Genomic DNA, 15,020 nt, shown 5'->3' on the forward strand with positions numbered 1-15,020 from the left:
CAATTCAGCAATTACCCCTAGTTTGTTATTGCTGAATTGGTATATTTACCGAATAATACACAATTATGGCTGGAAATTCTTTTGGCACTCTGTTTAGCATAACAACCTTTGGCGAGTCGCATGGCAAAGCTATTGGTGTTATTATCGATGGATGCCCACCAAATATAGATATTGACGAAGATTTTATTCAATCTGAACTTGATAAACGGAGACCCGGACAATCTAAGATCACCACGCAACGTAAAGAAAGCGATACCGCACAAATCTTATCGGGTGTTTTTGAAGGTAAATCTACGGGTACTCCCATAGCAATTTTGATTCCCAATGAGGATCAACGCTCCAAGGATTATTCACATATAGCTGACAAATATCGTCCATCGCATGCCGATTTCACGTATCAGCAGAAATATGGTATCCGTGATTATCGTGGTGGCGGTCGCTCCTCTGCCCGTGAGACAGCTGCTCGCGTTGCCGCAGGTGCCGTGGCGAAGTTATTCCTAAAAAAACATGGTATCGAAATCTTTGCACACGTCTCCTCCGTTGGACCTATTGAAGCACCAAATTTAGACACAACGGATCTAAATGCGCTCCTAGAAAGACGTGAAAATAATATTGCGCGCTGTGCCGATCCTGCCACAGCTAATGAGATGATTGCACTGATCGACGAAGTACGTAAAGCAGGTGACACCATTGGTGGACAAGTTTCAACGATTGTCCGTCATGTTCCAGCAGGTCTAGGGGAACCGGTATTTGATAAACTACATGCTGATCTAGGAAAGGCTATGCTTAGCATTAACGCCGTACATGGATTTGAATACGGCTCTGGATTTATTGGTTCGCAGATGCGCGGCTCTGAACACAACGATATCTTCGTAAAAGAAAACGATAATGTACGCACCAGAACAAACTTCTCTGGCGGAATACAAGGCGGAATTTCTAATGGGATGGATATAACCTTCAGAACAGCATTTAAACCTGTAGCAACCATTATGCGCGACCAGGAAACGCTAAATGAAAGTGGTGAAGCTACCACAATAACAGGAAAAGGAAGACATGACCCTTGCGTTGTTACGCGTGCGGTTATTATTGTTGAGGCAATGACTGCATTGACCCTTGCAGATCATTTTTTACGGAATATGGCGTACACCAATGAGCGATAATTTAGTATTAACTGCCGATATTGGCGGAACACACATCACATCAGCAATAGTAGATATTTCGACATGGCAAATTCTAGAGGCTACAATCTCTAGAAGCCATGTTAATTCTAAATCGGATGCTAAATCGATTTTCTTATCGTGGAAAGACTGTCTCACAGATAGTTTACAGAAAACAGAACACATTATAAGCCATCTCGGAATTGCCATGCCCGGACCTTTTGATTATGAGAAAGGAATATCATTAATGTTAAATCAAGATAAGTACGATGCGCTATACCAACTTAATATACAGGAAGCGCTACAAGAAGTACTGGATTATAAAACTGAAATAAGGTTTATTAATGATGCGGCGGCATTTTTACAAGGAGAGGTTTTTGCCGGCGACCTAAACCAGCGTGCAGTTATGCTGGGGATTACACTCGGAACAGGACTCGGATCCGCTGTTTGGAAACGTGGACAAAAAGCGTTCGATGCGGATCTTTGGAGTAGCCCCTATAATGATACGATCTTCGAAGAGTACCTTGTAACGCGCTGGCTCACCAAACGATTCGAAGAACTTTCTGGTATCTCCGAAAAAGGATTTAAAGATATTATAGAAAAACACCGTCAAACAAAAGCCTTTGATATTTTACTCACGGAATATGCTAAATCGTTATATGACTTTCTGTGCTTTTTCTCGGAGAAACACCAATGCCACTCCTTTATCTTAGGTGGTAGCATTGCGAAAGCATGGCCGATTATTGAAAGCTATAATGCCTCAGATTTTCATGCTTTTGAAATATGGACGGGTCAATATGCAGAAAAAGCGGCCATGATGGGTGCCGCTTCTTTATTTAGATCTTAATTTCTTTCGGAATCAACCGCAAGAATATCCCAATTACGAATAAAGCTTGGGATATTCTTGCTCATTATATTCACTCATCATCTCATAGACCACCTCCACAACATCATCCACGGAAGGTTTTGTGAAGTAATCACCATCCGACCCATACGGAGGACGGTGTGCTTTTGCCGACAGCGTACGCGGTTGTCCATCGAGAAGGAAGTATCCTTTTTGCGTTTCCAAAATCTCCTGCAAAAGGTAAGCTGTTGCACCTCCAGGCATATCCTCATCAACAACGAGTAGTTTATTGGTTTTACTAAGCGACTTAACAGAAAGTTGTTCCCGATCAAAAGGCAACAAACATTGTGCATCAATAATCTCAATAGAGATACCGAGCTTTTCAAGCTCTATAGCAGCCTCTTGTACGACTCGTAAAGTTGCCCCATACGATACAACCGTTACATCTTTTCCTGGGCGAATAAGTTCTGCCACGCCTATTGGAACAGTAAATTCACCTACATTTGATGGCATTTTCTCTTTCAATCGATAGCCATTCAAGCATTCCACAACAAGTGCAGGTTCGTCCGAACGCAACAAGGTATTATACATACCCGCTGCTTGGGTCATATTACGGGGTACACAGACATGCATTCCCCGCAAACCACCTAACAAAACAGTCATCGGTGAACCCGAATGCCAGATTCCTTCCAAACGATGTCCCCGTGTACGAACAATTACAGGCGCCTTTTGCGTTCCTTTTGTACGATAACTTAAACTAGCCAAATCGTCACTCAGTACAGGCATTGCATAAATCAGATAATCCAAATACTGAATTTCGGCAATAGGTCTTAATCCACGCAAGGCCAAACCAATCCCCTTTCCGATGATAGCAGACTCCCGTATACCGGTATCAAAAACACGGAGTTCACCGAATTTCTCCTGCAGTCCCGCAAATCCTTGGTTCACATCGCCGATCTTCCCGACATCTTCACCAAAAGCTAAAATACGTTCATCTCGGATAAAATTCTCTTTGAAACAAGCATTGAGTACTTCGCGTCCATCGACTACCGCAGCATCATCGTCATACACCGCATCCGTCATGACTAAAGACAAAGGCGATTCATTCGTATCACTGAACAATTTATCATTATACCGGCTATGATTAATAGCCATCTTTTCTTTATACCAAGAAACAAGTGCTTCTTTTCCTGCCACATTCACCTGACGTAAGTCTCGAATAGCACGTCTCACATTCGCATACACTTCCTTGAGTGAAGGCTCAGCTAAGGACTGTAGCATTTTTAATGGCAGATCAACCATCGGATGCGGAATCTCTGAAAGTAGAGCGATGCTCTCATCAAGATCCACCTGAATAGTTTTATGATAATCAGCCCAAGCACGGCGCTGTTCGGTTCGTACAAAGGCCTTGGCCTCTTTTTCTATATGAGCAAGTTCTTCTGCATTGGCAACGCCAGAGGTCAACAACCACTCTCGAAATTTAACATTGCAATCATAGGCATCTTCCCATTCCAGGCGTTCTGCTGACTTGTAACGCTCATGCGACCCCGAAGTGGAGTGCCCTTGTGGCTGCGTTAATTCCGTAACATGTACCACACAAGGAACATGTTCCTCACGCGCAAACTTTGCAGCCCGTTCATATACCTCACATAGCGCTGCATAATCCCAACCACGGACTTTAAAAATCTCCACGCCAGATGTTCCAGCACTATCTCGCTGAAAGCCACGAATAGCTTCAGAAATATCCGACTTAGCTGTCTGGACTGCATTCGGAACCGAAATGCCATAACCATCATCCCATACCGATAAAACCACAGGAATCTGCTTTACCGCCATGGCATTAAGGGTTTCCCAAAAAACACCTTCCGATGTAGCAGCATTCCCAATCGTACAGAATACTACTTCATTCCCTTTTTGGGAAAAGTAGTTGAGATACTCGAGCTGATCATTTTCACGGTAAAGTTTTGAAGCAAGCCCCAAACCCATCACGCGCGACATCTGCCCACCAGTCGTAGAGATGTCAGAAGCCGAATTTTTCTGTTCGGTTTGGTTATACCAATTTCCAGCGCTATCTATCAATTGGGTCGAAAAGTGACAATTCATTTGTCGTCCTCCCGAAGAAGGATCCGCCTCTAAATCCGGATTTGCATATAATTGGGAGAAAAAATGATAGATATTGGATATCCCGGAGGCAAATATAAAAGTTTGATCCCGGTAGTATCCTGAACGCCAATCGCCTTCCTTAAAAACTTTTGACAAAGCAAGTTGTGCCACTTCCTTTCCGTCACCGAAAATTCCGAATTTAGCCTTCCCTGTCAAAACTTCTTTCCGTCCCAACAAACTTACATATCTGCTTTCCGCAGCGAGTTTATAATCGTTTAGAATGATTTCGCGAAAGTCTTCAAAACTGATTTTTGAAGTTTCAAAATCATTACTTATGTTCATGGTAATATCAGACATAGTTAAACTACGGTTTTAACAAAAGTAGTAAAATATAAGTTCTATCCCAATTCTTCCCTTCGTTTATCACTTGCTTAAAATGGTAAAGAAGTTTTTCATTACAGCAATTAATAGTTACTTTTAGGCTCTTTTTAGTAGCAGAAAGTAATGAGTAAGAATCCGAACAAGAACGAGCAGCAGCCCAATTTTTTAGGCGATTTAGAAAAGACCATCATTATCAATCAATTAATGGAAGTTCCTTTTACGGATCGCAATGAACAATGGCGGGATGATTTTTTGGCCCATATTGCGGGCGCCAATTTAAAGCTTGGCGATCCGGAGGTTATCATGAGTAACGACGGCTTTCCCTACATCCAACTACAAACGGTTGGTACAGACGAGAGTTTTCAAGCTTTTGTGTTACAGAATCAACTGGATGTTATCTTAGAACAGGGATTCGGAGTCGCTATCAATGCGCAATCAGGACAGCCAGATTGGGTATTTTCATACGGGGACTTAGTAAACCTGAGACTGAACCAATCTTTTTATTCTGAAGTGAGCTTGTTCTCAAATCCAAGCGAGTACCTCGGTATCGGACAAGATGAAGATATTTTGGTGGGTCAACCTTCCGAGGATATTTTTCCGGGCTACCTACGTCGGCAAGTCAAAGAGTTCTTACAGTATTCAGGGGTTAAAAATCCCAAAATGATGCTTATTGCCCGTAACTACACCGATGAAGAACGCGCTTCACAGGATTTGGTATTTAATATTATGCCAACACAATTTGCGACGGAAAAAGATTTCAACACGATTATGAACACGGTACAATGGTTTTTACCCAAGCACTATTCATTCTTCGGGGTTGACGAGATGAGTATCGAGAACGGGTTTCAACCTTTATAATTTTGGCGTAAACGATGTATTTATTTAATGTACGGGTATATGGCATACTCGTGAACGAAAATAACGAAGTGCTGATCAGTGATGAGAAATTATCAAAGGTCGCTTTCACAAAATTCCCGGGCGGTGGATTGGAATATGGAGAAGGATTAATTGACGCTTTAAAGCGGGAGTTCATGGAGGAATGCGAGCTCGAGGTTGAAGTATTGAGCCATCTATACACCACAGATTTCTATGAAAAATCGAGCTTTAACGAAAGTCAAATTTTATCTATTTACTATCAAATAAAAGCCGTCAGTCCTATTACATTTGAACTAAAGAAAAGCCCATTCGATTTCTCGAATGAAAAGCAACAGGAGAAAATGGAGGTCTTTCGGTTTATTCCTATAGCCGATCTTCAGGAGGACGATCTGACCTTCAAAACGGATAAAGCAGCGTGGAACGCTTTTAAACGGTTGCAGCAGAAGTAAGGTTTCTTATTTTAGTTAGACAAGAGTTTACCCTTACTATTTCTTACCCGCCTACTGCGGGCAAGCTTGTAGCTCCTAATTAGTTAGGATTAGTTCAGTAGTTCGAGTTTGTAGCTTGGACTCTTTTGAGAGGACACGAGCCAAAGGCTCGCGCCAGCGTGCGGTAGTTGGGTCGTTTGTAGAGCACAGCTAAATTTTGTATCTTGTTGAAAGATTTGCGACCACTTCTATACGCCAACAAATCTTAAAGATATGGTTCCCCTATTGGCAGCCACCTACTATGCTCTCTGTACTACAAACTCCTCACTACGAACTACAAACCACCAACTATATATACTTGAAAACGTAGTACAACACAATAATAATAACGATACAAGAAACGATAAGTGTTTTATTTCTTCTTCCATCGCTATAAGATTCCTCGCTCTTAAACTTATAATCTCGCTTAAAATTATTTAAGTCCATTTTAACCTCCTTTTATATATGAGATGCAAAAAAGCATCCTTTTTCACAATACACCAAAAATTATTCGTGATGATAAGGTTCCCCTCGCATAATGCTGAAAGCACGATAAAGCTGCTCCACAAAGAACATACGTATCATCTGATGGGAGAACGTCATCTTCGATAATGAAATCTGTTGGTTTGCTCGCGCATAAACCTCCGACGAAAAGCCATACGGTCCACCAATTACGAAAATAAGATGATTCACCGAGCCCACCATTTTTTGTTCGATAAACTTAGAAAAATCCACAGAACGATATTCTTTTCCCCGCTCATCCAAAAGCACAACAAAATCCAATGTACTCATATTTTTTAGGATCAATTCGCCCTCTTTTGTCTTCTGTTGCTCCTGACTCAAGTTTTTTACATTTTTAATATCAGGCAACACCACGATATTAAATGTAATATAGTGCTTCAAGCGCTTCACATAGTTTTCAATACCCGTCTGTACAAATCCCTCATCCGTCTTACCAATACAAAGCAATGTTATCTTCATCGTATACGATCTCGTTTTAAGAAAGCAAAATTAGTTAAAGTTTACCTGAATATAAGGCATAAAAAATGGTTCTGCGGTATTGCGCCCCAGAACCATTTTATATCAACGGCTATTAGCAATTTGCTGTTCGCCTATCGCATTACAGCTTACTGTTTATATCAATTGCATTAAGCTCTTCGAATGCTTGTGTCAAACGTGTAACAAAAGCCTCTTCACCTTTACGTAACCATACGCGTGGATCATAGTATTTTTTGTTTGGAGAATCTTCACCCTCTGGGTTACCGATCTGTCCTTGTAAGTAATCGTGGTTTTTCGCTTCATACGCACGAACACCATCCCAATATGCCCATTGCATATCCGTATCAATATTCATTTTGATAGCTCCGTAAGAGATTGCTTCTGCAATTTCTTCTGGGCTAGATCCTGATCCACCATGGAATACAAAGTTTACCGGCTTCTCTGCAGAAAGGTTAAATTTCTGACGGATAAACTCTTGTGAGTTATGTAAGATTACAGGTTGTAACTTCACGTTTCCTGGCTTGTACACCCCGTGTACATTCCCGAAAGCTGCCGCTACTGTAAATTTATCAGAAACTTGAGAAAGTTCTTCGTATGCATACGCTACCTCTTCTGGTTGTGTATAAAGTTTCGAACTATCAACATCCGAGTTATCAACACCATCTTCCTCACCACCTGTAACACCTAACTCGATTTCAACCGTCATACCTAGCGGTTTCATGCGCTCCAAGTATTTTTTTGATATCTCAATATTTTCTTCAATCGGCTCTTCAGATAAATCCAACATATGCGATGAAAACAAAGGCTTGCCATGTTGTGCAAAGAATTTCTCACCTGCATCCAATAAACCGTCGATCCAAGGCAACAATTTCTTCGCCGCGTGATCTGTGTGCAAAATTACCGCAACACCATAGTGCTCCGCCAATAAGTGTACATGTTGCGCCGCCGAAACAGCACCCAAGATACAAGCTTTCAACCCGTCATTATTTAATGTTTTACCCGCATAAAACTGTGCGCCACCATTAGATAATTGAATGATTACTGGGGAATTTACTGCCTTAGCAGTCTCCATAACAGCGTTAATAGAATTGGTACCAATAACGTTTACTGCTGGCAATGCGAATTTGTGTGTTTTTGCAATCTCAAAAAGCTCTTGCACTTGACTACCCGTCAAAACACCTTTAAAATCTTTTAGGCTCATTGTTTTATTTTAAGATATTGTCGATTTAATTATAATTCTGACTAAAGATACTACTTTTTTACAATACCCAACAATACTTAGTGTAAAAAATACACTATATAAAGCACCATTATTTTCCCAAAACTGAATTCGTCTCTTCTTAAATATATTAATATCTTTACTTTTCATAGACACAATTCATTTTTATGGTACATGTTTACGGCATTAAAAATTGTAACACAGTAAAGAAAGCATTAGACTGGCTTGATCATAACAAAGTTGCATACACTTTTCATGATTTCAAGAAAGAACCAGCGACAGAAGAAAAGCTTTTGGAATGGCAAAAGGAAGTAAGCTGGGAGGTTTTGGTTAATAAAAAAGGAACAACTTGGCGCAAATTAACGGATCCGGAGAAAGCAGCGGTAGTCGATCCTTCTTCGGCCAATCACGTTCTTTTAGCGAACAACAGTATGATCAAACGCCCGGTTATTGAAACAGCTAAAGGAATCATTTTGGGTTTTGATGAATCCGAATACACCAAAAAATTAGGATAAGATATGTTAAAGAGATTTTTGTTTATAGCGCTTTCGGGAAGCCTATTATGTAGCAACTTGTCTGCGCAAACACAAAGCATCTATGATTATACGGCAGCCTTTGATCCTATCTTTTACACGAACAATGGATCTGCATACCGTTCCGCCAGTGGAAAACCAGGACATGCGTACTGGCAGAATAAAGCCGATTATACTATTAAAGTTGCCTTAAACGATCAAACGGACAATGTCAACGGCACTGTTCGAATCACTTACACCAACAACAGTCCAGACGAACTTTCCTTTTTATGGTTTCAATTGGATCAAAATCTTTTCCATGAAGATTCCCGCGGCCAAGCCACAATCCCTTTAGACGAAAGTCGTTATGGATCCCCTAATTCCACGTTCAACGGTGGGTTTGCATTTGACAACATCCGCTTTGCTGATGGCACCAAAGCTACGTACCAAATTGTCGATACACGAATGCGATTGGAACTTCCTAAAGCCTTATCGGCGCAAGGAGGGACAGTAACATTGGATTTGTCATTCTCTTATACCGTGCCTGAATATGGAGCAGATAGAACCGGGATATTAACGACCCGAAACGGTAAAATTTACACTATAGCGCAATGGTATCCTCGGGTTTGTGTATATGATGATATCTTAGGCTGGAACACGGAACCTTATACGGGACCAGGTGAGTTTTACTTAGAGTATGGGGATTATGATATTGAGATAACCGCACCCGGCAATCATATTGTTGTCGCGGGCGGAGAGCTCCTCAATCCACAGGATGTTTGGACCGCAGAACAATTACAACGCTATAATCAAGCGGCGCAAAGTGATAAAACCATATTTATCCGTTCGGCTCAGGAGGTGACAGCACCAGGATCTCGCCCCAACAAGGCCCTTTTAACGTGGAAATACAAACTAAATCAAGCGCATGACTTTGCGTGGGCCTCATCACCAGCGTTTATTATTGATGGTGCAAAAATCAATAATCCGAGTGGTAAAAAAGCCTTGGCATTATCGGCCTATCCCGTAGAAAGCAGTGGAAACAACGGATGGGAACGTTCCACCGAATACACCAAAGCATCGATCGAATACTATAGCAAAAAATGGATGGAGTATCCCTACCCTGTGGCTGTAAATGTTGCATCAAATGTTGGTGGCATGGAATACCCGGGAATTTCGTTCTGTGGTCACCAGGCAAAGGGAGGAAACCTATGGGGGGTTACCGATCATGAATTCGGCCACAACTGGTTTCCTATGATTGTAGGCAGTAATGAACGCTTACACGGATGGATGGATGAAGGTTTCAATACCTTTATCAATGAATTATCTACTGAAGCATTCAACAAAGGTGAATACCACAAACGCTTTGGAAACCGCAATAGTATGACCCGCGCATTTTCAGCTCCTTCGCTAGAACCTGTCATGTCATCACCCCAAAATATGAAAGAACGGAACATCGGAACACTTGTTTACTACAAACCGGGATACGGTCTTCGTTTATTGCGTGATGAGATTATTGGTGCGGAGCGTTTTGACAAAGCATTTCGCAACTATATTGCTTACTGGGCATACAAACACCCTGCTCCGGATGACTTCTTCCGCACTATTGAAAATGAAACCGGAGAGAACCTAGCCTGGTTTTGGCGCGGTTGGTTTAAAAATAACTGGTCACTAGACCAAGCAATAAGCCGAGTAGAATACGACAAACTGGACCCGAAAAATGGTGCTTTAATTACGATCGAGAACTTACAAAAACTTCCAATGCCCGTTGTCATTGAAGCGACTACGGAATCAGGAGAAAAAATAAGAAAGAAATTGCCTGTCGAGATCTGGCAACGCAATAAATCGTGGACTTTTAAGTTAAAGACTACAGAAAAACTAACAAAAGTTGTTATCGACCCGGATCATGTTTATCCTGATATTAACCCTGATAATAATGTATGGCCGAAAAAATAAGTATATGAGAATTAAAAATTATATGTATCAGGTAGGCCTATGCCTATTCATTAGCGTGTTGACGAATCTTTCCGCGCAAGTTCAGGCACAAGAAGTCAAGGGGATTGTTCATGAACTGGAAAGCAGCCAACGCGTTAAAGATGTCAAAGTAAAAAACCTTCGCACTAAAGAAGAGACAAAAACAGACAGTCAAGGGAATTTCACGATCGGCGGACAGCTTAATGATTACCTAACATTTACACAAATAGGCTACAATGTTGATACCGCCTTTATCTATGCTGGCGGCGTGCAACGGATCTACTTAACACGCGATAATAAAAGCATTATAATTGACGAAGTCGTGGTAAGCCGTTTGACCGATAGCCGACTGATTGCAGAGATAGAACAGGCCCAAAATCAAGGAAAAGTAACGGAAGCTTCTCAGACCAGAGGTGGACTTCGCTTATCACCATCGCGTCTATTCGGAAAGAAAGGTAAGCAGGCGCGCAAAAACCTGGACTTACTTCTTGCGGAGCAAAACAAACGTAAGGTGGACCGCCTATTCTCCGACCAAACTATACTTTCCGTTGTTCCGTTGAACGATACGGAACTTCCTTTATTTAGGGAACAATTCCGTCCGACTTTAGAGTTTATCCAGACCGCCTCACCCGAGGATGTAAGGATATACATCTTGGATTCATACAGTAAATTTAAATCAAAAAAATAACTAGTAACACAACGACTATCATTAATACTACCTAATTTATGCTTTACAAAAAATCAATTCCTCAAATTATTCAAGAGGCTCGCGAAAGTGGCGAACACACGCTCAAGCGCACACTTTCCAGTACCGGCCTTATCTCTCTTGGTGTAGGGGCCATCATCGGAGCGGGTCTTTTCTCATTAACCGGTATTGCTGCTGCAGAAAATGCAGGACCTGCCGTTGTTCTTTCTTTCATTATTGCAGCCTTGGCCTGTTCATTTGCCGGTCTCTGTTATGCAGAATTTGCATCCATGATTCCAGTCGCCGGAAGCGCATACACTTATTCCTACGCAACAATGGGGGAGTTTGTCGCTTGGATTATTGGTTGGGATTTAGTCTTAGAATATGCACTTGCCAGTGCAACTGTTGCCGTAAGTTGGTCACAATATTTCAACGAACTATTGATCACTTTTGGCATGCATATCCCAGAGCAACTCTTAAAAGGCCCGTGGGAAGGCGGTGTTATTAATATCCCTGCGATCGTAATCGTATGCTTATTATCCCTGCTCTTAATCCGTGGAACGCAAGAATCTTCCGCCGTAAATAATATTTTAGTTGTACTTAAAGTTAGTGTGGTATTAATTTTCATTGCTTTGGGATGGAGTTTTATCAACCCAGCGAATCACGATCCTTTCATTCCGACCAACGTGGGTGAAGAGATGGTAAAAAGTGGAGAGATGGGCTTATGGTCTTTCTTCAGTAGTGAGTATTTCGGTCAATTTGGTATCAGTGGTATCCTTCGTGCAGCGGGTGTTTTATTTTTTGCCTTTGTAGGTTTTGATGCTGTAAGTACAGCCGCACAAGAAGCTAAAGATCCTAAAAAAGGAATGCCGATCGGTATTATTGGTTCTTTAGTAGTGTGTACAATCCTTTATGTTTTGTTTTCATACGTACTAACAGGGTTAGAAAATTACCAGATGTTTAAAGGCGATGCCAAACCCGTAGCTACGGCGTTTGCGAAAACAGGCTACACCTTTTTAAATACGGCATTAATTATCACCATCATCGCTGGATATACCTCGGTAATCTTAGTGATGCTTTTAGGACAAAGTCGCGTTTTCTACTCCATGAGTAAAGACGGTCTTTTACCAAAAATGTTCTCCGATCTAGGTAAAAACCAAACACCGTGGAAAACGAATGTTGTGTTTATGATCTTCGTTTCTCTCTTTGCTGGTTTTGTTCCGGTTTCAGATCTTGGACATATGGTGAGTATCGGTACCCTCTTTGCCTTTACCTTAGTTTGTATTGGCGTCTTGGTGCTCCGTAAAACAAACCCAGAGTTAGAACGTCCATTTAAAACACCATTTGTTCCTGTATTACCAATCTTAGGTGTTATTGTGTGTGTTCTCCTTATGGCCTCCTTACCTATTGAAAGTTGGGAGCGACTTGGTATATGGTTACTAATTGGGGTAATTATTTACTTCTTCTACAGTAAAAAGCACAGTAAAATCAGAAATAGCGTTAAACAGTCGAATAAATAGACGTTACGCTTTCTCAATAAAAAAAGCCATATCGCACTTTAAGTACGATATGGCTTTTTTTTATGTCGTAAAATATTTGATACGAAACGATCTATTCCCCACAACACAATCGATTGAACAAACCACTTCTTTATGGAAAGGCATCCAGAGGACGTAAAAAGCGTTTGGATCTCCAGCTTTACACTATGCGAACCTTTATCTTTGATAAAAGAACCAAGAAATATGAAACCATTCTATCCTATAATTGGCGCCATAACGTTAGCCTGCTTCGCTACCACCGTCCAAGCTCAACAAAAAGTCAGCCCGATCCAAAACAAGGTGTTAATAATGGACGGACTGGATAATGACGTACGTACCGGTATGGGTATCATAGATGGAAAATGGACACTGGAGGCGTGGATTAAAGGCGATGACAACACCTGGAAGCCAGAAGAAGCAATCATCACCGGCGGGGAGTACAGCGATTTAAATAGCTGCGATAATATGCCTTTAATTATTAAAGATGGATATCTATACAGCAAAGGCGCGAACTTAAAATCCAGCATAAAAATGGATGATGCGTGGCACCATGTCGCCGTCAGTTGCGACGGACGGACGACTCGTTTATTCTTAGATGGAAAGGAAGTAGCTCATCGTGACACGGCGCTCGCCATCCTTCCCGGCGCTATCGGCGTAAATGAGAAAAAGCATACCTTCGGCGGCAGCATCGATGAGGTTCGCATCTGGCGTACCGCACTTCCGTTATCAACGCTACAACGTTGGAAAGATACCCCGATTGAACGCACACATCCATCATTTCGCTATTTAATAGGTTATTATAATTTTGAAGACTTTACAGAAAGTATGTCTGTCAATTGGGTGGGCAAAGGACACCAGTCTTACCACCTTCGCAACGGCCGAAATGACTACTACGGCAATAAGCCAATGGCCTTTGTAAAACCCCAGGATGACCTCCATATCGTGCACCACCATGGAAAACAAAAGTTATTCCATGCCACGGTACTCCACAACGAATGGGATCTCGAACAAGGAAGTAAAGGTGGACAATTTATTAAATTACGTATCATTGTGCAAGGCACAGATAAACCACTATCGCTCGATCAACTGGAGCTCGATTTATCGGCCATGGAGAATCTAAAAGATATTGACAAAGTACACCTGTATTATACAGGACAACAGCCTAAATCCTCCCTGCGTCAAGAAATATTTGGTCGCGGACAAAAGGCGGAAAGCAAATTAAGGTTTATTCGCCAGAAAGGAGAGCCAATACAGTATATGCAACCTGGCGTCAACTATTTTTTGGTAGCTCTCGATCTCACAGAGAATGCAATACCAGGAAACAAGCTGGTAGGGAATATACCTATCATACAACTATCAGGTAAAAAACATAGCCCTGAACTAAGTACCGACTACGCGACACAACGGGTTGCTTACAGTAACGGAAAAAACAACGATATCATCAAGGTCTTGCAATGGAACATCTGGCACGGCGGTGTACACTTGGGTAAAACAGAGGGCCGTAATCGGGTGATCGATCTTATTCGTGCATCACAAGCCGATATCATCACCATGCAAGAAGGCTACGGTGCACAAGATACCATTGCGCAAGCACTAGGTTTCCATCTGCAAACGAAATCAGCTAAAGATAACCTGGCGCTCTTTAGTCGATTTCCGATCGATAAAATTCCTTCCAGCGAATCTTTCAAATCGAACCCTGGAATAATTAAACTAAATAACGGTAAGAAAATCTTAGTTAACGATTGTTGGTTACGCTACGCCTACCGTCCAGAATACACCTCCAGCTACGCAAGCTATGGACTTAACCCTAAGGTCTGGGAAGCTGAGGATGCCACTTTATCACTTGTAGATATTACGAACCTCATTAATAAAGATATTCTACCGCATCAGGAGAGTCCCGATATGCCCACAATTATTGCTGGCGATTTTAATTCTTGTAGTCATCTAGACTGGACCGATCGGACCAAGCCCCTGCACTTCGGTTATGGCGCGGTAAACTTTCCAACCTCTCAATACATGGCTACACAAGGCTTCAAAGATAGTTTTAGAGAACAAAACCCTGACGAGCTAAAATATCAAGGAGGCACCACGGCAGTCATCTACGGACAGATGCAAATGTCGCGTATCGATTTTATCTACTATAAAGGTAAGATGCGTACTTTATCTTCTAAGATCGTGCGTAGTAGCCCCGACATTGATGATGTTTGGGCATCCGATCATGCCGCGGTATTAACGACATTTCAAGTATTATAAAAAAGAAAGCCCCAG

General features: G+C 41.7%; 12 protein-coding genes. 9 read left to right on the plus strand and 3 right to left on the minus strand.

Features of this window, described 5'->3' with window-relative positions; translation table 11 throughout:
* The first annotated feature begins 65 nt into the window (after positions 1–65).
* Positions 66–1,160 (plus strand): chorismate synthase, encoded by a 1,095-nt coding sequence (gene aroC, locus E2P86_RS14375; protein ID WP_134433595.1) that lies wholly within the window; start codon positions 66–68, stop codon positions 1,158–1,160.
* Positions 1,150–2,004 carry an ROK family protein gene (locus E2P86_RS14380; protein ID WP_134433596.1) on the plus strand — a complete coding sequence of 285 codons (855 nt, stop codon included), beginning with the start codon at positions 1,150–1,152 and terminating at the stop codon, positions 2,002–2,004. The genes aroC and E2P86_RS14380 overlap by 11 nt, the downstream gene beginning before the upstream one ends.
* Before the next feature lie 33 nt (positions 2,005–2,037).
* On the opposite strand, the gene E2P86_RS14385 is transcribed toward E2P86_RS14380, so the two are convergent.
* Positions 2,038–4,461 (minus strand): alpha-ketoacid dehydrogenase subunit alpha/beta, encoded by a 2,424-nt coding sequence (locus tag E2P86_RS14385; protein WP_134433597.1) that lies wholly within the window; start codon positions 4,459–4,461, stop codon positions 2,038–2,040.
* A gap of 147 nt (positions 4,462–4,608) precedes the next feature.
* Between E2P86_RS14385 and E2P86_RS14390 the strand changes: the two genes are divergently transcribed.
* Both E2P86_RS14390 and E2P86_RS14395 read left to right on the plus strand, forming a co-directional pair.
* A complete protein-coding gene (locus tag E2P86_RS14390; RefSeq protein WP_085474275.1) occupies positions 4,609–5,343 on the plus strand; it encodes a hypothetical protein in 735 nt (244 codons plus the stop codon).
* A gap of 14 nt (positions 5,344–5,357) precedes the next feature.
* A complete protein-coding gene (locus E2P86_RS14395) occupies positions 5,358–5,810 on the plus strand; it encodes an NUDIX domain-containing protein (protein WP_085474276.1) in 453 nt (150 codons plus the stop codon).
* Between the two features lie 525 nt (positions 5,811–6,335).
* Here the strand turns inward: E2P86_RS14395 and rlmH are convergent.
* Together rlmH and fbaA are read right to left on the minus strand one after the other, a co-directional pair.
* Complete coding sequence (gene rlmH, locus E2P86_RS14400) at positions 6,336–6,809, minus strand: 23S rRNA (pseudouridine(1915)-N(3))-methyltransferase RlmH (protein ID WP_085474277.1); 474 nt, start codon at positions 6,807–6,809, stop codon at positions 6,336–6,338.
* A 139-nt stretch (positions 6,810–6,948) separates the two neighbouring features.
* The gene (gene fbaA, locus E2P86_RS14405) at positions 6,949–8,028 is read right to left on the minus strand and encodes a class II fructose-bisphosphate aldolase (protein ID WP_085474278.1); all 1,080 of its coding nucleotides are present in this window, start codon (positions 8,026–8,028) and stop codon (positions 6,949–6,951) included.
* A gap of 185 nt (positions 8,029–8,213) precedes the next feature.
* On the opposite strand from fbaA, the gene E2P86_RS14410 reads away from it, so the two are divergent.
* From E2P86_RS14410 to E2P86_RS14430, 5 genes are all read left to right on the plus strand, one after another.
* On the plus strand, positions 8,214–8,561 hold the full coding sequence (locus E2P86_RS14410; RefSeq protein WP_085474279.1) for an arsenate reductase: 348 nt from the start codon (positions 8,214–8,216) through the stop codon (positions 8,559–8,561).
* A gap of 3 nt (positions 8,562–8,564) precedes the next feature.
* Positions 8,565–10,511: a M1 family metallopeptidase gene (locus E2P86_RS14415; protein WP_134433598.1), complete on the plus strand. Its 1,947-nt coding sequence runs from the start codon at positions 8,565–8,567 to the stop codon at positions 10,509–10,511.
* A gap of 4 nt (positions 10,512–10,515) precedes the next feature.
* Complete coding sequence (locus E2P86_RS14420; protein ID WP_134433599.1) at positions 10,516–11,217, plus strand: hypothetical protein; 702 nt, start codon at positions 10,516–10,518, stop codon at positions 11,215–11,217.
* Positions 11,218–11,255: 38 nt separating this feature from the next.
* A complete protein-coding gene (locus E2P86_RS14425; protein ID WP_085474282.1) occupies positions 11,256–12,734 on the plus strand; it encodes an amino acid permease in 1,479 nt (492 codons plus the stop codon).
* Between the two features lie 222 nt (positions 12,735–12,956).
* Positions 12,957–15,005, plus strand: a complete 2,049-nt coding sequence (locus tag E2P86_RS14430; protein ID WP_134433600.1) for an endonuclease/exonuclease/phosphatase family protein — start codon at positions 12,957–12,959, stop codon at positions 15,003–15,005.
* Positions 15,006–15,020: the final 15 nt, after the last annotated feature.

This window comes from Sphingobacterium psychroaquaticum (assembly GCF_004421025.1).
GTDB lineage: Bacteria > Bacteroidota > Bacteroidia > Sphingobacteriales > Sphingobacteriaceae > Sphingobacterium > Sphingobacterium psychroaquaticum.